This window comes from Micromonospora sp. NPDC005172, assembly GCF_040608555.1.
In the GTDB taxonomy this organism is placed as follows: Bacteria; Actinomycetota; Actinomycetes; order Mycobacteriales; family Micromonosporaceae; genus Micromonospora.
The window spans coordinates 19,441-38,104 of record NZ_JBEXIL010000042.1; the positions used below are offsets into that span (position 1 = coordinate 19,441).

Annotated in this window: 11 protein-coding genes; 9 read left to right on the forward strand and 2 right to left on the reverse strand. The window is 63.5% G+C overall.

Features of this window, described 5'->3' with window-relative positions; translation table 11 throughout:
* Window positions 1–67 precede the first annotated feature (67 nt).
* Window positions 68–586, reverse strand: coding sequence for a hotdog domain-containing protein (locus ABZV06_RS24570; RefSeq protein ID WP_355239647.1), 519 nt, complete (start codon window positions 584–586; stop codon window positions 68–70).
* 23 nt (window positions 587–609) lie between these two features.
* Here ABZV06_RS24570 and ABZV06_RS24575 point away from each other — a divergent pair, with 23 nt between their 5' ends.
* The gene (locus tag ABZV06_RS24575; RefSeq protein ID WP_355239645.1) at window positions 610–1,275 is read left to right on the forward strand and encodes a hypothetical protein; all 666 of its coding nucleotides are present in this window, start codon (window positions 610–612) and stop codon (window positions 1,273–1,275) included.
* A gap of 72 nt (window positions 1,276–1,347) precedes the next feature.
* Here the strand turns inward: ABZV06_RS24575 and ABZV06_RS24580 are convergent, their stop codons facing one another.
* A complete protein-coding gene (locus ABZV06_RS24580) occupies window positions 1,348–2,613 on the reverse strand; it encodes a Bcr/CflA family efflux MFS transporter (protein WP_355239642.1) in 1,266 nt (421 codons plus the stop codon).
* A gap of 448 nt (window positions 2,614–3,061) precedes the next feature.
* Here ABZV06_RS24580 and ABZV06_RS24585 point away from each other — a divergent pair, with 448 nt between their 5' ends.
* The 8 genes from ABZV06_RS24585 to ABZV06_RS24620 all read left to right on the forward strand — a co-directional run bounded on the left by ABZV06_RS24585 (window position 3,062) and on the right by ABZV06_RS24620 (window position 18,317).
* On the forward strand, window positions 3,062–3,319 hold the full coding sequence (locus tag ABZV06_RS24585) for a DUF3311 domain-containing protein (RefSeq protein ID WP_355239639.1): 258 nt from the start codon (window positions 3,062–3,064) through the stop codon (window positions 3,317–3,319).
* Window positions 3,319–4,983: a monocarboxylate uptake permease MctP gene (gene mctP, locus ABZV06_RS24590; protein ID WP_355624482.1), complete on the forward strand. Its 1,665-nt coding sequence runs from the start codon at window positions 3,319–3,321 to the stop codon at window positions 4,981–4,983. Before ABZV06_RS24585 ends, mctP begins: the two co-directional genes overlap by 1 nt.
* A gap of 134 nt (window positions 4,984–5,117) precedes the next feature.
* On the forward strand, window positions 5,118–5,882 hold the full coding sequence (locus tag ABZV06_RS24595; RefSeq protein ID WP_355624445.1) for a type 1 glutamine amidotransferase domain-containing protein: 765 nt from the start codon (window positions 5,118–5,120) through the stop codon (window positions 5,880–5,882).
* 868 nt (window positions 5,883–6,750) lie between these two features.
* Window positions 6,751–7,350 carry a hypothetical protein gene (locus tag ABZV06_RS24600; RefSeq protein WP_355624447.1) on the forward strand — a complete coding sequence of 200 codons (600 nt, stop codon included), beginning with the start codon at window positions 6,751–6,753 and terminating at the stop codon, window positions 7,348–7,350.
* Window positions 7,347–8,744 carry a hypothetical protein gene (locus ABZV06_RS24605; protein ID WP_355624449.1) on the forward strand — a complete coding sequence of 466 codons (1,398 nt, stop codon included), beginning with the start codon at window positions 7,347–7,349 and terminating at the stop codon, window positions 8,742–8,744. Before ABZV06_RS24600 ends, ABZV06_RS24605 begins: the two co-directional genes overlap by 4 nt.
* Before the next feature lie 87 nt (window positions 8,745–8,831).
* Window positions 8,832–11,672, forward strand: coding sequence for a hypothetical protein (locus ABZV06_RS24610; RefSeq protein ID WP_355624451.1), 2,841 nt, complete (start codon window positions 8,832–8,834; stop codon window positions 11,670–11,672).
* Window positions 11,672–12,754, forward strand: a complete 1,083-nt coding sequence (locus tag ABZV06_RS24615) for a hypothetical protein (protein WP_355624453.1) — start codon at window positions 11,672–11,674, stop codon at window positions 12,752–12,754. The genes ABZV06_RS24610 and ABZV06_RS24615 overlap by 1 nt, the downstream gene beginning before the upstream one ends.
* Window positions 12,744–18,317, forward strand: a complete 5,574-nt coding sequence (locus tag ABZV06_RS24620; protein WP_355624454.1) for a DEAD/DEAH box helicase — start codon at window positions 12,744–12,746, stop codon at window positions 18,315–18,317. Before ABZV06_RS24615 ends, ABZV06_RS24620 begins: the two co-directional genes overlap by 11 nt.
* Window positions 18,318–18,664 lie beyond the last annotated feature (347 nt).

Below are 18,664 nucleotides of genomic sequence, written 5' to 3' on the forward strand. Positions count from 1 at the left end.
TTCTGCGCACCGGGTGGGCCGATCGACGCGTGCCCGGCCCACACTCCAGCGCGGCAGACCATGTGGGTCAGCCGGCCCGATGCGCCAGGATGGCCTTGCGGCGGGCCAGGCGGTGTTCGCGGCGGATCTCCGCCTCCCGGTACCGGCGCTCGTCCTCCGGCGTCTCCGGCAGCACCGGACGGACCGAGCGCGGCGCGCCGCCGACGTCCACCCCGACGAAGACGAGGTACGCGGTGGCGACCCGAACCGGCGCGTCCTCGGCCGAGTCCCACCGCTCGGCGACCACCCGCACGCCCACCTCCATGGAGGTCTGCCCGGTCCAGTTCACCTGCGCGTGCGCATGCACCAGGTCACCGACCCGGACGGCCTCGGAGAAGACGATCTCGTCGATCGCCGCGGTGACCGCCGTTCCGCCGCTGTGCCGGGCGGCGGCAGCGCCCGCCACGTCGTCGACGAACTTCATCAGGACCCCGCCGTGGACGGTTCCGTAGAGGTTGACGTCCACCGCGGTCATGATCTTGCTGAGGGTGACGCGGGAGTACGACGTCGGCTTGCCGGTCGGAGCGGCGGAGAGGTGCTCGGTCATGCCGGAAACGGTACGGTGCGCGGATGCGACATCTCTGGAGCTTCCTCGCCGGGTTGGTGGTGGCACCCATCACGTGGGCGCTTGTCACACTCGGGCAGGACGGGTCGAGCCGGACGGTCGACCGCTGGGTGGAGATCGGCACCTTCAACACCGCCAACCTGATCGAGCCGGCCGTGTACCTCGGTGTCGGCGGTGTCCTGCTCGGGCTGCTCGGCACACTGCGCTTCTCGCCGGCCGGCCCGCTGGTGGCCGGGCTGCTGCTGGTCACCCCGTACGTCGGAATGTTCGTGGCGCCGTTCGAGGTGCGCGACGCGATCCCGCACGACTGGAAGGTGTTCGGCGACCCGCTACCGCTGCGGCTGCCGGTCGAGAACGGCACGCTCTTCCTGATCGGCCTGCTGCTGCTGATGGCGACGTTCAGCGGTCAACGTTGGCGGCAGTGGCCGCAGCCGGCGACCGTGCCCGGCGCGACGCCGACCCCGGCGGAAGCCCCGCGCGGCGACGACTTCACCATGACCGACTGGTCGCCGTCCGAGCCCGCGGAGCGCGACACCGCACCGTTGACCCTGGGCTACCCGGCCGATCCGACGCCGACCGAGCCGCTGCCGCGCCGGGTGGGCGGCGAATCGCCGTGGTCCGCGCCTCCGCGCGGCCAGTCGCGGCCCGAGGACACCACCGAGATCCGCTGACCGTCGGGCGGGCCGGGGAACCGGCCCGCCCCTGCAAGCGGCGGGCTCGGTCGACTCCGCCGGTCGCCGGTCCTAGTGCACGGCGACGGCCAGGTCCGCATCGACCGCGCCGAGGGTGGCGCGAGGCACGACCAGGATCATGACCGCCAGCGCCGCGGCCATGCCGCCCGCGATGACGAGCGCCATCGGTACGCTGCCCGTCCCGAACAGACCGGCCAGGGGCGCCGACAGCGCGCCGACGCCGAACTGGACGGCACCGAGCAGTGCCGCTGCCGTACCGGCGGCCTCGCTGTGCCGGCTCATGGCCAGCGCCGGCGCGTTCGGCAGGGCCAGACCCGCGGCGGCCAGCACCAGCCACAGGGACGCGAGCAGCGTGCCCAGACCACCGAAACCGGTGGCCGCGAACAGCACCAGCAGCAGACCGGCGGCCGTCCCCATGACCAGGGCGCCGACGAGGATCTGCTGTGGGGTGTAGCGCCGCAGCAGGCGGACGTTGAACTGGGTGGCCCCGATCAGGCCCACGGCCCCGGCACCGAAGGCCAGGCCGAACTGCTGCTCGTCGAGGCCGTACTGGTCCTGCAGGACGAAGGACGACCCGGCGACGTACGCGAACAGCGACGCCATGGCCAGCCCGGCGACCAGCACCAGACCGACGAACGCCCGGTCGTTGATTAGCCCCCGGTAGTCACGCAGGGTCGCCGCCACCCCGCCGTGCCGACGGCGCGACACGTCCAGGGTCTCCGGCAGCTTCAACGCCGCCACGACGATCAGCGCCGCGCCCAGCACGGCCAACGCCGCGAACACGCCCCGCCACTCGGTCCAGCGCAGCAGGCCACTGCCCAGCGTCGGCGCGAGGACCGGCGCCAGCCCCATGACCAGCATCAACCGGGAGAAGATCCGCGCGAACGACGCGCCGCTGAACAGGTCCCGCACGACGGCGGTGGCGACCACGGTGGCAGCGGCGACGCCCAGGCCCTGCAGGACACGCAGTACGCCGAGCACGGCGATGTTGGGGGCGAAGACGCACAGCACCGAGGCCACGATGTGCGCGGCCAGTCCGGCGAGCAGCGGCAGGCGTCGCCCGACCACGTCGGAGACCGGCCCGATCAGCAACTGGCCCAGCGCGAGGCCCAGCAGTGTGCCGGTCAGCGTCAACTGCACGGCCGTCTCGGTGGTCTGCAGGCCGGTGGTGATGGCGGGCAGCGCCGGCAGGTACATGTCGATGGTCAGCGGGCCGATGGCGATCAACGCGCCCAGCACGAGCACGAGCTGCATCCGCTGGCGGTTGGTCATCAGGTCGCCGGGCAGCGCGTCCTGCTCGGGGGCGGTCTTTTCCATCTTGATCTCTCTCCGGTGCTGACGCGCCGTCATCGAGAGATTGACGAGGCGGGGTGGGCTGACTTCCTCGCCCTGCAACGCCATGGGGGTGGATCAAGATTCCCGCGCTGGCGTCGGTCCTCGGCCCACGTTCCCGGGAAGGAGGCCCGGCCAATTCGACCGCGGCCGACCCGTGATGCGTCGGTGTAATGACTTGCAGAATAGTGGACAGGCTCTTTATAAATTGTTCCTCCCAGTCGGCAATCATGCCCGCTACCAGCATGAACAACATATTCAACGCACCTCCCGGACGTCGGCGGCGAAGTGACCAGAATGACAGTTCCGACGACACCGATCGTGAGCTGTTTAAGCTCCCTCCCGGAGTGCGGCATAAACCTCCACGCTCCGCGAAAACCCATTTTCGCGTGGCGGGTACCGAGGCCACGCTTCGACGAAACGGAATGCAGTCATGAGTGAACCCCCCGTGACAGCCGAGCCGCCGGGCGACGTGTCACCGCCGCGCGAAGCGACCGATCGCAGCCCCTGGAACTGGCTCCTGATCCTCCCGATCGTGGTGCCGCTGGCCCCCGCGCTGTTCAACATGGATTCGCCGCGCCTGTTCGGCTTCCCCGCCTACTACTGGGTGCAGTTGGCCTTCATCGTGCTCGGCGTGGCCACGACCAGCGTGGTCTACCGGATGACCAGGGACCGGGCGGTGAGGTCGTGATGTGGCGGAACCACCTGACTGAGATCATCGTCTTCACGGTGCTGTTCCTGCTGGTCAGCGCGATGGGCTTCCTCGCGGCGCGGTGGCGGGCACCGAAGGACATGGCGCACCTCGACGAATGGGGCTTGGGCGGTCGCACCTTCGGCGGCTGGATCACCTGGTTCCTCGTCGGCGGCGACGTCTACACGGCGTACACCTTCGTGGCGGTTCCGGCACTGATGTTCGGGGCCGGGGCGGCCGGGTTCTTCGCCGTGCCGTACACGATCATCGTCTATCCGCTCGTCTTCCTGGTACTGCTCCGACTCTGGTCGGTGTCGCGCCAGCACGGCTTCGTGACGCCCGCGGACTTCGTCCGGACCCGCTTCGGCTCACCGACGCTGGCGTTGATCATCGCGATCACCGGTATCGCCGCGACAATGCCGTACATCGCCCTGCAGCTGGTCGGCATCGAGGCGGTCCTCAAGACGATGGGGGTCACCGGGGACAGCACCGTTGCCCGGCACCTGCCGATCATCATCGCGTTCGCCATCCTCGCCGCGTACACCTACCAGTCAGGGCTGCGCGCACCGGCGCTTATCGCGTTCGTCAAGGACAGCCTGATCTACATCGTGATCCTGGTGGCGGTGATCTACCTGCCGTACAAGCTGGGCGGTTGGGGCGAGATCTTCGACGCGGCGGACGCGAAGTTCAAGGCGACGCCCGCGCCGGGTGACGGCATCCTGCTGAACCAGAACAACCAACTCCAGTACGTGACGCTGGCGCTGGGCTCGGCACTCGCGCTCTTCCTCTACCCGCACACCCAGACGGGCGTCCTGGCCAGCCGCAGCCGTGCCGTGATCAAGCGGAACATGTCGGCGCTGCCCGCGTACACCCTGCTGCTCGGCTTGATCGCGCTGCTCGGCTACATGGCCATCGCGGCCGGCGTGAAGCCACTGCCCGGTGCGAAGGAGGGCACGGTCGACAGCAACACGGTCGTACCGCTGCTGTTCGACCACACCTTCCCGGACTGGTTCGCCGGAGTCGCGTACGCGGCGATCGGCATCGGCGCGCTGGTGCCGGCGGCGATCATGTCGATCGCGGCGGCGAACCTGTTCACCCGCAACATCTACAAGGAGTACCTGAAGAAGGACGCCTCGGCGGCACAGGAGGCGAAGGTCTCCAAGGTCGCCTCGCTGGTGGTGAAGGTCGGCGCGGTCGCCTGCATCGTGTTCCTCGACCCACAGTTCTCGATCGACCTCCAACTCATCGGCGGCGTGATCATCCTCCAGACGCTGCCGGCCGTGGGTCTGGGCCTCTACACCCGCTGGTTCCACCGGGGCGCGCTCATCGCCGGCTGGGTGGCCGGCATGGGGCTCGGCGTCTGGATGCTCTACCAGATCCCGAACCCGGCGACGAAGCGCGCGCACTTCGGTGGGTCCGCGTTCCCGCTGGAGAAGTTCGGCTTCGACACCCCGAAGACGATCTACGTCGGTATCGTCGCCGTACTGGTCAACCTGGTGGTCGCGGCGCTGGCGACCCTCGCGCTGAAGGCCGGCCGGGTGCCCGACGGCACGGACGGCACCAGTCCCGGCGACTACTTCGTCGACGAAGGCGACGAGAAGCTGGCCCCGAGGACGCGCCAGGACGGCGACGAGGTGGCCGTCGAGCCCGCACCGCAGGTCTGAGCACCGACGGGGTACCCGTGAAACCGCTCCCGGGTACCCCGTCGCCATCGGGAGCAGCCAACCTCGACAGTGGACGGTGGCATGGGCCGATACCCTCAGCTTGATTCCTGCAACCCTGGTTGGGGGCCGCCCTCATGCGCATTCTCATGCCACTGCCCGACAACGACTTCGACGTGACGGAAGTCGCCGTGCCGTGGCAGGTTCTGACCGCTGCCGGGCACCAGATCCAATTCGCGACCGAAGCCACCGGGGTAGTCCCGGCCGCCGATCCGCGACTGCTCACCGGCGTGATTCTGGGCCGACTCGGCGCGGCCGACGAACCGAAACACTTCTACCATCAGCTCGTCCAGAGCCCCGATTTCCGGAACACGGTGGCCTGGGCCGACCTGAACCCGGCCGACTACGACGGGCTCATCCTGCCCGGCGGCCACGCCCCCGGCATGCGGCAATATCTGGGCTCCGAGATCCTGGCGGACAAAGTCGCCCAGTTCTGGGCGCTCGGCCGCCCGGTCGGGGCGATCTGCCATGGCGTACTGGTCCTGGCCCGGACGATAGACCCGGCAACCGGACGCAGTGTCCTGGCGGACCGACGTACGACCTGCCTGCTGAAATATCAGGAGCGCGCCGCATATCTCCTGACCGCGTGGAAACTCGGACGTTACTACCGCACCTACCCCGCATATGTCGAAGACGAGGTACGGGCCGCGCTGAACTCGCCTGGGCAGCTCGAACGTGGACCACGGGTCCTCAACCGGCGCGGTACGGCCACCGATGACACCTCCGCCTTCGCCGTGCAGGACGGCAACTACGTCTCTGCACGGTGGCCCGGCGATGCCTACCTGTTCGCGAGAACCTTCTGCGAGCTTCTCGACGGCAGCTCGGTGCGCGGGAACCGATAGGCCCCCTCTAGCTCGGAGCTGCGGGGGCAGGCCGCGGTCAATCCTTCAGGAGCTCCCGCGCCATCACGATTCGCTGCACCTGGTTCGTTCCCTCGTAGATCTGGGTGAACAACGAGGGCATGGCTTCTTAGCTGGTAAAACTCGCTGGTCTGACCCTCGCCCCAGGATTTCCCCAGACCCCCGCGCAGGACTCGTCCACCAGTATCGGCGCACTACGAGTCACTTCGTGTCGGAGCAACAACCAGCACCATCCAACACCGGATAGCACTGACTTGGTACTCCACGCCAGGCTGTTCGGTGTCCGCAGGCCGCCCGAGGAGCTTCAGCCGCCACTCAGGGTCACACTCAGTCGGAGCGGATGCTTGCAGAGTTCAGCGGGCTGCGCGCCCTCCCGGCGAAGTCAGCGCGGCGCATACCGACGAAATTCCAGCCAAAATACCAGAACGACGACCACATCATGGCGCAGAAGAGACGCGGGTCGATCTACGCCCTGTCCCTGACGGCCCATCGGTCAAGGCGACGCGAGCATGACCCGTTTCTGACGGCAACCGACGCCTCGGGTCCTCGATGACCATTGAGCGACCGATTCCATGCCGAACAACCCAGCAAGGGCGCGTCTGCACAGTTAGACACAAACCAGACACGGCAGAGCCTTGCCGGACGCGCTGGTCCTGAAACCGTGGCGCCTCAATCGTCATCTGCCACTTGAGGAAGGGCCGCGATCAGGCTGCTGCTGGTCCTCCACGGTCGTCACCTAAGCCTCTGCAGTAGCGGCGCAGGGCGCAGGCAGGGGCCACTCGGGCACCAGCACATAATCAGTGGAGCACCATAGCTGTGGTCGCTCCCTGTTGCACGGTAACCTCCCTCCATGCCCGGCGAAGCGATGCACAAAAAAGGTGCTGACGGGGCGCAGCGCGCCAAGCGCTGGCTCGACGCGACCACCCGGACTCGTGCGTCATGGACGAACGAAGACGAAGTAGCCGGCGGCCGACTCGAGTTTCATTGGCCGCACGCCGGCCAAGAGCCTTACTCTTTCGATGTCGGGGGATTTCTTTACGGACAACCTTTTGACAACCATTCATTCATGGCGGAAGTCAAGAACTACTCAGGCGACAACCTCGGCAACGACTATGACGACTTTCTTGCAAAATGCTACCTCACCTGGCGGGACAATACCCGTTGGGCGAATCAATTCATGTTTCTAACGTGGCACCCGTTTCGCATAAAGACCTGGACTCAGCTGCGCGACCCGGACGCGATCATCAAGGGATGTGTTGCTAACCGTCGGCGACTGTTCGGCGTCGATGATGAGATCGAAGCCCGGACACACGTGGATAACTCCCTCATAGACGAGCTTAAAAATCGCCTCTGGCTAGTCGTGCTTTCTGAAAAGCAGGAACAACTTCTGATATCTGACCAGGATCGCGCCCTGATCGTGTCCTCGCGTATCGAGAAGGGACTGATGTGAGCCAGTTCGGTGACGCCATAGCCGCCCTGGTGGGCCAAAGTCCCTCGGAACGGATCGGCGCTATCAAGGCAGCAGTTGCGGACAATCTACGCGCCGCCGACAGTCGAATGAGGGTCGACACCACTGACCACTTCAACCATTCATTCGTGCCGGATCTCATTCTATCTTGGCCGGGCCAGACCGAGAAACGCCGCGTTTTCCTACGAACCTCGTATCGCATTGAAGATCTTCTTCGTGACGTCGACCTTCTCGCTGGCGATAAACCTATCCTTATGCCGCTGGTTCCAATGCGCGAACAGGAAGACGCAGATGCCTCTGCGCTGAATGAACGTACTCGAGAAAGCCGGACCCTTGTCGCCGATCCATACGGATTAGAGGTTTTCGCCGAAGGACGCGATGCCGCGCCAGTCGTAGGGCTGCTCACTCACGCGATACTTCAAGGTGGGCGTGGGGTCATTACGACCGGCCGGGCCCGTGAGATTAGCAGTCAAGTTGCGGCCGGCTTCTCCGGGGCACGTAATGCCGCCTATGAAGCCACCAGCACAGCCTTAGACGCGAGTGAACGCAATCTCGACTCACACCGCGCATCCCAGCTGAACCGCCTGCTTCACGCGCTGTGGATTGGCTCGGGCGCCCCCCCGAGTGAATTTCCCGGTGACAACGACGCGACGGCCAGCTTGGACGAAGAAGCATTGCGCTTTGTTCTTGAACTGCCTGACCTTGAGGACGACGCCTTCTGGAGCCGCCTTGGTCTCAGTCTTACTACTTCGCGGCTCTGCCAACTAATCGACTTTCCAGCCAACGCAAATCTTCAACGACTGTTGAAATACAGTGCACATCGCCTAACCGCCAAGGCCTGTCGCCTGATCGCGGCTTCGGAGCATCCGACGAGTGCCGCGCCACGCTGGTCAATCACGTCGAGCACTCTCACGCTACATTTACCTCGCTATCGCATACATTTCGCGCCACGGTCGGTGATGGAACTACCCGAAAACAATTCGATTTATCAGACGGTATCAGCTGCAGAACTCAAGAGGCGAGCAGACACCGCGGGAGTCGACGTTGCCGAGGTACGTCTATCGAACGGCGATGCCACCGTGACCTATGCCTCGATTGAACGACCCGACGTAGCCCAAGACGACTTCTTGGGCGCCATCGCCGCTCTCCTCAGCAACGGCTTCGTTGCTAGCGTCAAAGTGCAAATCGGCAATGGATCGCGAAGCGTGCGATGCTCTTTCGACACCCGCACCGGTGCCGGAAATGGCAATGCTCGGTTCCTCCTAGCCGAACTCGCCACTGTCGCTGCCCCACTACTCAGTCCGACGCGCGATGACGACTTAATAAATATCCGATCCGCAACTTCTTCAGGCGCCGCAGAGACTGAGCTGACATGAATTTCTTAGTAGAAAGCGAAAGCTTAGCGATAACTGCACTGCTAACCCTTAGTTAGTTCGAGGAGTTGCAGGGAGGCTGCGGCAGCTATGTACAGCATCGAGTCAAGTAGCACCGCGGAGCTACTGCAATACTTGCACGAGTCGCTGCACACCAAGTTTTCAGAATTACACCAATCGAGGCGGCAGTTCAAGCACACTTCACCAGTTTTCGCACTGGAACACGACCTAGCTGGAGACGAACTCGACCTTCTGACGTCCACCGTCCGTCTCGAGGTACGGAAGGGCCTGGGTGCCGCTCAGCGCCAATGGTGGCTACCGTTCGTCGTCTATGCTGCCGAATCTGGATACCGCTACGTCGGCGATGAGTACTGGCCAAGCTTCGAACGGTCGACCCCAGGATGGCGCGGTGACCAACGCCCATGGCTGAAAACCTGCTTCCAGAAGTTCGGGACCGACTATGGCGGCGCTGTGCCAACCGGGGCCTTTGCGTCCAACTTCACGATTATCGCTTGGCCAATCACCCACGCGGTCTTGCCGACCTACTTGCAACGCCAGCTCGCCCAGTTGTTGTTTGAATTTAGGGACGCACTCACATCTGATTTGCTGGATGATCCGGCCAACCTCGGCGCACGGTTGGCTCGTCGGGCCTCAAACTACACGGAGAGGTTCAGGATCTTCTGCGAGAATAGAACCCTCGTCGGCCAAGTCGCCGCTGCACTGCTGTCGGGCGATGAGGAGCAAACGCCCTACCTACTGCCGTCGACATTGAAGCGGATTGTCGATAGCTTGTCCGGAGAGCGGCAAGCCCGTCATTGGCTTAAGTCGGCTCAGAGAAGTGCGAGCTGCGTGCGTGGCTTCCAGCGACAAAGGGCCGACACGACCGGGCAGAATAGAACCAAAGTCGTCTCGCGAGCGACTGATCCGCTCCTGTTTCTGCGGCTCGAGGCTGGTTGGACCGCCTATGCCGAGTTGCCCGACCTGACCTCTCTTGGCGCCGGACTGCCGGCCGTGTACGAGCAACTCCGATCATCGCGGGGCACCGTAAACGGGGCAGCCCGGGCTGTACCGCCGAGCGCCCTGCTTTACAGCGGTCAGGACGTCAGGCTCGCCAGGTGGCCGCAGCCTGACCGGCCATTCCTTCAGCTGGAGCGGGGCGACGAGAAGACCAATCTATTGTTGGCTGATCAGTGCGTCATCACCAGCGGACCGTACTGGCTATTTCGCCGCCAGAGCGACGGTGTCGCGCTTGAGGTCAAGGGTAAATTCGTACGTCCTGGTCACCGGTATGTTCTGGTCATGCTTCAGGCCGCAACGCCGCCCGTCGTCCCGTGGTGTGCACAGGTCGCAATCGACGTGCAGGGGGTCAACGCGTACGAGCTATCGATTCCCGAGCAAATCAATGAGTCTGACGCGATTGCGCTAAATGCCAGCGGTATCACCGTCGCGTCACACGTCGACATTCGCCCGGTAGGGGTCGTTGCGAGCGCTTGGACTGGGGACGGCGAGGTCGAGTGGCTCGCGGGCGAGCCGGCCATGCTCGGTGTCAGGTCTGATCTACTTCCGCAGCGTTGCCGGGTGACTGTCGACGGCGTCACCTACTTCCTCGACTGGGCGCTCGGTGAATTGGAACTACTGTTTTCTCTACACAACCTGAGTGTTGGCACTCATGATCTCAGCGTCGTGCTGCTTGGCGACGGCGGCCGGAAACTCGCCGCAGGCTCGCTCGAAGTTACGATCCGTGATCCGCAGGTACGTCCCGAAGTTGCTTCAGTGGGTGAGGGTATCCGCATGCTAACCGCTCCCGCCCGCCCAACGTTGAGTGAACTTTGGGATGATCGCGCAACTGTCACGATCGACGGGCCGTCCGGGAGCAGTGCAGAATTGCTCATAACGCTACGCGGCAGTGACGACAGAGCCGTGGCCGAACTGAAGCGGTCGGTTCGCCTACCTGTCGATGAGGCCTCGTGGAAGGCGACGGCGAAGGCAATCCGAACTGACCGACGCTTCAGGAATGCATACGACCAGTCCGAGTCATGCGTCGTCACTGTGCGGCGAGATGGAATCGGGTTTGCGACGTTAACCTGCGAACGCGGTTTCCAGGCACTTCGTTGGCGCTTCGCGCGGTCGCACGATGGTCAGGTCGTTGCGAGCCTGATCGACCGCACCGACGGGGGAGGCACCACGGTCGAGGTCTTCGACATCGAGGCCCCGCTGGTCCCCATTCCCAAGGCGCCTGCTGAACCGTTCGGCGTTCCCGCCCGAGGTGGCCTAGCGATCGCAAGGTCGGGTGATGTGGCCGCCGCTATCGTCCTGCCGACGAATCCTAACGCGGTCCTTCGGCTACCTCCTGCGCAACCGGAAATTCCGTCTCCTACACGGTCAGCTAATGCGATCCTTCACCTCGCCCGAGCACACCAACGGTGGCTAAACGCTGATCTCCCGGCGGATATCTTCGCGGCGTACGAGCAGCAGATGGTCGGGGGCGCGATCGCCCGATCGATTGGCGCCGCTATCGGCGGCGGCTACTGGGCTCGGCTAGAGTGGCGAATCGCCGCGGCTAGCGAACCTGCCGACCACCTCCAAGCCATGCAGGACGCCGTCGGCGTCAGCGGCCCGCAAAAGGCGATCGCTTCTACCATTGCCCTAAACCTTTACAAATGGCTCACGCCCAATAGTTTACTGTCCGGCTTCGAACAGGTCATCATGCCACATCTCGACGGCTACGGCATCGCCGGACGGCCAACGACGCCCCGTCTTCTTCTCATGCTCGCAGGTCGCCCAGGTTACATAACGGAGTGGGAAACATCGGAGGCAGAGTTCATTCTCGAGTGCGTGCTCAAGTCGCCGATACTTTACCGAGCGGCACGCTTCGCCGTACTCGGAACTCACGCGCTTAGCGACGCCGCTGGTGTGCGGTGGGAGTATTAGTGAAACTCACCAGATTGTCTCCTGATGAAGCGTCGCGCATCGCTATTGCGACGCTAAGAATGGACGCAGAGAGCGTCGATCTTGGGTCGCGCGAGGGAGTAGCGGCATCGCTGCGCCGAGCCGCGTCTTTCATGTGTCCAACGAGTCCCAGCCGCCTGATCGGCGCCGTACTTGACGCGATCCGCCCAGTGAGTGCCTGCGAGCTTGGCCGCGACGATGTGGTTGACGTTCTTGAATTATTGGTGGCATCCGGTGATCTGCTTGAGCTGCGGCGTGACAGTGGCAGATCGACGCGGCTGCTCTACCTAGCGCCTCCGTCGTATATCGAGCGCGTACCCGGCACTTACCTGCTTATGGGCATCCGGCCGTACGGTGCACCGCTTATCGAGGACGAACTCGCGCTCAACATCGACTACGAGAACCACACACGTGTCTTGAAACTCGATCCTTCGAATGCTAGACCGAGACTCGCGACGCTCGGACTTCAGTCCCTTCCGAAGGACCGCTGGGTGGCTAGTCCGGCATCGGAACCGCCAGCGGAATTAGTCGGCCGGTACCGCGCGCGCCTCGACGCCGCAGGCCAAGCCGGCCAGCTCGATGGCCTTTCGATACTTGATCCGTCGTCGTCCGTCCGCTACTACCGGGGTCGCTGGCGGTCGCCAGCGCCCTCTGACGCACACGATTTCATCGCGCGCCGGCCACAGGCCTATGGCGCCGACCTGTGGTGCCTGCTTCGCCTCCAGGCGGGTGTCGCTCAGCGCCTCATCGAACTGCCAGTTGACGATCCTCTCGCTTCCGGACGCGACGAAGCGTGGCGGTACCAAGCCGCCGCCGACGCGCTAGCTGGCGTCCGACAGCTATTCCGAATTCGGCGAGGCGCCACCCCTGACGCCATCTTCGACTTCTTCTCGCCGTTGCCAGGATTCACCGAGCGTTACATGCAGTTGGTTGGCCTATCACTCGGCAAGACGCCAGGAGCTTTGTTCTCCTATCGAGTTCCGCATTCTGCCACTGGCGACGTTGCGGCATTTCTAGCAGACATGCTGTGGATGGCTCAAGAGGAGGAAACAAGTGGGGTCTGAAGCGCCCACCATTGCCGAGACGATCGCTGAGATCCAAACGGCGCTAAGGGACTACATAGAGGCGACGTATCACGTCGGTCACGCCGTAATCATCGAGCAGCGTCGCCAGTTGCTGGAAACTGAGGGCGTACTGTTTAAGGAACCTTTCATCGAGAGCACGCCGAGGTACCAGACGAATCGGCGTTTCGCCGATTTGGATCTTGATCCTGCAGTACACCAACTCTTCGGCATGCTGACCACGAAGGCTGGCAATCTCGATCGGCTGCTCCATGACCCGCCATACACTCACCAGGCTGAGGCGCTGGAGTGGACCTCGCGCGACGGCATGAGCCTCGCGATCACGACCGGTACCGGCTCCGGCAAGACTGAGTCATTCCTCTTGCCGATGCTGGCTAAGTTTGCGACCGAGGCTGCACATAGGCCATCATCGTTTAGAGCGCCTGCCGTCCGCGCCTTGATCCTATACCCGATGAACGCGCTGGTGAACGATCAACTCGGTCGTCTACGGCTCCTGCTCGGCGACCCGCGGGTAACGACCCAGTTCGACGCGTGGGCGGGTCGGCCGGCGCGATTCGCGCGTTACACCAGCCGCACTCTGTACCCGGGCGTCCGCACGGCGAAGAAGGACCAGCAGCGCCTCAAGTCAATCGAAGAATTCTATGTGTCCCTTATCGACCAGGCCGACGACCCGACATCACCCTGGCATCAGCAAGCAAGGGCGCTTAGGGGGAAGCTCGAAGCGAGGGGCAAATGGCCGGCCAAGCCGGACCTCAAGGCCTGGTACGGCCCCAAGGGCTCCCGCTGGCAGGACACGCATGGAAACTTTCTCCGGGCGGTCACGCAGGCCGACGACCCGGAGTTGCTGACGCGCCATGAGGTGATTACCGCGCCGCCGGACGCTCTCATCACCAACTACTCGATGCTCGAGTACATGTTGATGCGGCCGCTCGAACGGCCCATCTTCGATGCCACACGCCAGTGGCTGGGCGAGAACCCGGACGAGAAGTTCCTTCTGATCGTAGACGAGGCGCACCTCTACCGTGGGGCAGCAGGGGCAGAGGTTGCTCTGCTATTGCGTCGGCTCCGCTCTCGGCTAGGAATTCCACCAGAGCGGCTCCAGGTAATCTGTACCAGTGCTAGCTTCACGAGTCCTGACTACGCCCGCGACTTCGCGGCCCAGCTCGCCGGCAAGGACGTGAGCGACTTCCGCACCGTTACTAGCAAGTGGGCCCTCCGGGCTGGCGCCAGCACTGGCACCGATACGGATGCGATAACGCTCGCAGCCGTTCCGCTCGAGGACTTCTATAACGGCGAGACCGATGCAGACCGTACCGAGGCAATCACTGATCTGCTGACGTATCGGGGAGTTCACGACGATGATCGCGGCATCGGTGCGCTACTCGACGAAGCGCTTGCATCGTTTGGACCGATGAGCCTCCTTGTCAACGAGACCATGCAGAAGGCGCAGCCGGTAAGCGAGCTTGGTCAGGCGATCTTCCCTGGTGTCAAGCCCTCCGTCGCCGACCAAGCTGTGACGACGCTCGTCGCCCTAGGAAGTGCCGCGAGACGAACAGCTGATGAGCCAGGCCTGCTCCCTTGCCGTATTCACGCCTTCTTCCGTGGGCTTCCCGGACTATGGGCGTGCCTCGACTCTGAGTGCGGCGCCGTCAACCGAGGTACCTTGCCGCCGCCCGGGTTGGGGCCGATCGGGAAGCTTTACGCTCAGCCTCGAGCGACTTGCGACTGCGGCGCTCGGGTATTCGAGTTCTACACATGCCGCCACTGTGGCTCAGCGTATGCCCGCGGTTACACCGACGACTTGGCGGACCCATCGTTCCTTTGGCACGAGCAAGGGGGCGCATTCCACAGCACCGCCGGCTCGATCCCGGAGCTATTCGCACTCGATCTACTCCTCGAGGAGCCCACTGCCGGTCAGGTGCAAGTCGCCGAGATAGACCTCGTGACGGGCTGCCTTAACCCGTCGAAGGCTCCGACTCGCGGGCGAGTCGTGTTTATCCCAGAGCTGCGGAGCGGCGAGACCGTGACGAGCGACGACGGCGATGACGACGGTGATGACCAGGCTGAGGCGAACGGAGAGTTCAAACCCTGCGGCGTCTGTGGCCAACTTGCCGGTTTCGGCCGCTCGTCCGTCCAGGACCATCAGACCAAAGGCGACCAGCCTTTCCAGGCTCTCGTCGCCCGGCAGATCGAGGTGCAGCCCCCGAGCGCGCCATACACTGATTTCGCGCCCTTGCGCGGTCGCAAAGTACTAGCGTTCTCCGACTCGCGCCAGGTTGCAGCACGGTTGGCACCGAATTTGCAGGCTTACTCTATGCGGGACGTCATTCGTCCGTTAATTCTTCGAGGGTGGACTGACCTCGCAGCACAGCCGGGCATCGGGCCGCAGTTGAGCCTGGAACGGCTCTACCTCGCCGTGCTGGCCGGCGCCAAGGAGCTCAAAGTTCGGCTGCGACCCGAGCTCCGACAGGCTGAGTCACTCCACGTCCTCAAAGATGTCGGCAAGGCCATCGATAAGGGTGCCCTGACCGGTAACCTCCCTGCGACGTTGGAACTTCTTATGCTGACGACAGTTCCACCGCAGGCCTTGCTACGCGCTATATACGCAACCCTTACCGATAAGTACTACGGTCTAACATCGCTCGGGCTAGCATCACTGCGAGAGAAGGCGAGCCTAACCGGTGACTTGCTCGCAGAGCTTCCGCGTATCGACGGCATCGCGGCCACCGAGGACGAGAGGCTTGCTCTGCTGCGGATGTGGTTAGCGCAGTGGGGCACTCCCGCCCGCGGCATCTGGTTCCCATCGATGACCGAGGAATGGTGGCGCCAGAAGGGCGGAGTCAAACCGCACTCGGGAAGCTTCCAGGCGATCGAGCGTTGGCTTGGCACGCCCGCAGCAAAAAAGACGTTCAAGCAGATCTGGCTCCCGACTCTTCAGAGCAGATTCTGCGAGCGCACCGGTCAGAAGTTCCGTTTGCTTGCTGGCAACGTCGCACTCGAGACTGGCGGCCAGTGGGGATACTGCGAACGCTGCCGGTTCACACAGCGCCCATTTCCCGGATCGGAAAAATGCATCAATTGCGGCACCAACAAAGTTCGCACTCTCGACCCAGAGACTGACGGAGTCTTCCAGGCGCGCAAGGGCTACTATCGGGCCAGCACCTCGCGCGCCCTGCAGACGCCGCCCGATCCACCCATGAGCATCATCGCTGCCGAGCACACCGCCCAGCTTAACGCTTCGCATTCCGACGCTGTTTTTTCACGTGCCGAGGAGTACGAGTTGTTGTTCCAGGACGTGAACGTAGGCCTACCTCGACCGGGCGAGCCGGAGCGGGCCGCCATCGACGTGCTGTCATGTACGACCACAATGGAGGTCGGCATCGACATCGGCAACCTTTCCGGCGTCGCGCTGCGGAACATGCCGCCCTCACGTGCCAACTATCAGCAGCGCGCTGGCCGCGCGGGACGTCGCGGGAACGCGGTGGCAACGGTGATCGCGTTCGGCAGCGCCGACACCCACGACGATCACTATTTTCGCAACCCCGCCCTTATGATCCGCGGACAGGTCGACGACCCAGTCCTGACACTAGACAACGATGAGATCGCGCGGCGCCACGTCACTGCCTATCTACTGCAGCGCTACAACCAAGATCGACTACCCACCATCGATCCCGAGGATCAACCGCAATTGTTCGAGGTGCTGGGCACGGTGCGCGGGTTCGCCGGGACAACCTCGCCGCTCAACCGAACTGATTTCGAGGATTGGTTGAAGCAGCATGAAGCGGTCCTGCGCCGCGACGTCGACTCTTGGCTACCGTCCGAACTGATGCCGACTGACCGCGAAGCTGTCCTCGATGGCCTGGTCACCAGGACACTGGAAGATATCGACGCGGCTCTCAACCTTGAGGCCGATGGCAGCCTAGCGCGGGCCGAAGCCGGAGACGCAGCACCAGCGGAACAGGCGGCCGAAGATGGTGGCCCCGCCGAAGACGAGTCGGAAATGCCGACCGAACAGCGCAGCCAGAAAAACCTGCTCGACCGACTGCTCTACAAAGGGGTGCTGCCGCGGTATGCCTTTCCCACGGACGTGGTCTCATTCCATGTCTTCGACCGGGACAAGTCAGAGCCGTTCCACACAGTGTTCCGCTACGAACCCAGCCAGGGATTGCCGATCGCGCTCAGCCAATACGCCCCGGGCAAGGTTGTGTGGATCGACAACAAGGAGTGGACTTCTGGCGCAATATATGCGCCCATCCGTAAGGACCTTTTTCAGGCGTGGCGTGACCGCTGGCTCTACTTTGAGTGCCAAGTCTGCCATTACGCAAAGCACTTCCCGTATGACCAAGCGGAACGCGGTGAAGAACGTGATTGTCCGGCCTGCGGTGCTGCAGGCAAGTTTGGCAAGGCGATGAACTGGATGCGTCCCCCTGGATTTGCTCACCGTGCGAGCGAAGAGCCCGGCACGAGCCCAGACGACGCACCGGCAAACAGTTACGCAACAAGGGCCAAATTGGTCGCGGAGGGGCCAGAGGAGGAGGACGCCTGGGACCAAGTCACGGATCGCCTCGAGCAGACCTACCGTCGCGACACTCTCTTGGTCACCAATACTGGGCCGAAAAGCGAGGGCTACAGCTACTGCACTCGTTGCGGCATAATCGAGCCCACGAAGGGCGCGACCGGCATCGTGGTTGGTACTCATCCCAAGCCATATCCGGACGAGCGCGAGCCGGACTGTCAGGGGTCGGCATCATCGCGCGGCCTGGTTCTTGGCACCGATTTCATCTCCGACGTGCTGCTGGTTCGGCTCCAGGTCAAGCAGCCGATTACTCTACGACCAGAACTGCTGTCGACCCAAGTAGCGCTGCGAACGATTGCTGAAGCCCTAACGCTTGCGGCAACCGGTGAACTCGATGTCGATGCTACTGAGCTTCAAGCTGAATGGCGTCCTGCGCTAACTAAAGCCGGCAACGACGGCCTCGATGCTGAAATCTATCTCTACGACACCTTGGCGGGCGGTGCTGGGTTCACCCGCCGAGTCCACGGATACGGCCGATCGATCTTCGAGAAGGCACTCGATCGTTTGGAGAAGTGCCCAGCGGACTGTGACGCGTCCTGCTATCGGTGTCTGCGGAGCTTCCGCAACCGATTCGAGCACGGCCTGCTCGACCGTAGAATTGGCGCGGCCTTGCTGAAGTACGTCCTGAACGGCACGATGCCGGCACTTGACGACGTGCGGGTAAACCAGTCGATCGACAAGCTTCTGGCCGACCTGCAGAGCCGGGATATCGGAGAAATCGAGTTCAGGAAAAACGAACCTGTCGAGATCGACGGTATTGGAACGATCACCGCGCCGATCCTGGCTCGCGCTCATGGAAACGATCGCATCTTCTACATCCAAAGCCCGTTGACCCGCGACGTTCCGCCCAACCAAGAACTGTGGGAGGCTAAAGAACTGGGCACGGTGCCGATACACCCAGTCGATGATATGATCGTCATGCACAACCTGCCCGTCGCGAGTCAGCAGGTGCTGAAATGGCTCCTCTGAGTCTAATGCCGCAGCTAAACTTGCCTGATCTGTAGCTGCGGCAGTTCCTTGGCATGATCGACGCCTGCGCAACGCAGGCTGCGCATCTGCGCGTGACAATGCTCATGTGCGACGGGTTGGGTGATCGCAGTTTTGCCTGTCTCGGTAATTCGGGGGCGGACGAGTCGCGCTCGTGTTGATCGATGAGGTCGTGGGGTGGCGGGCGGGTCTGGATGACTTGCTGGCGCGGTTCGCGCACCGGTTTGGGCGTACGGAGCCGCGCCAGCAGGCGCTGACCTACCCTTGGTTGGGTCATTGTCACCGCTGGCGAGCAAGAACGGTTGGGCCCTTGGCCGCGGCGGCCAGCG

Coding starts and splice junctions, on each gene's coding strand:
- ABZV06_RS24570 (WP_355239647.1), bottom strand. CDS start 586: ATGACCGAGCACCTCTCCGCCGCTCCGACCGGCAAGCCGACGTCGTAC.
- ABZV06_RS24575 (WP_355239645.1), top strand. CDS start 610: ATGCGACATCTCTGGAGCTTCCTCGCCGGGTTGGTGGTGGCACCCATC.
- ABZV06_RS24580 (WP_355239642.1), bottom strand. CDS start 2,613: ATGGAAAAGACCGCCCCCGAGCAGGACGCGCTGCCCGGCGACCTGATG.
- ABZV06_RS24585 (WP_355239639.1), top strand. CDS start 3,062: ATGAGTGAACCCCCCGTGACAGCCGAGCCGCCGGGCGACGTGTCACCG.
- mctP (WP_355624482.1), top strand. CDS start 3,319: ATGTGGCGGAACCACCTGACTGAGATCATCGTCTTCACGGTGCTGTTC.
- ABZV06_RS24595 (WP_355624445.1), top strand. CDS start 5,118: ATGCGCATTCTCATGCCACTGCCCGACAACGACTTCGACGTGACGGAA.
- ABZV06_RS24600 (WP_355624447.1), top strand. CDS start 6,751: ATGCCCGGCGAAGCGATGCACAAAAAAGGTGCTGACGGGGCGCAGCGC.
- ABZV06_RS24610 (WP_355624451.1), top strand. CDS start 8,832: ATGTACAGCATCGAGTCAAGTAGCACCGCGGAGCTACTGCAATACTTG.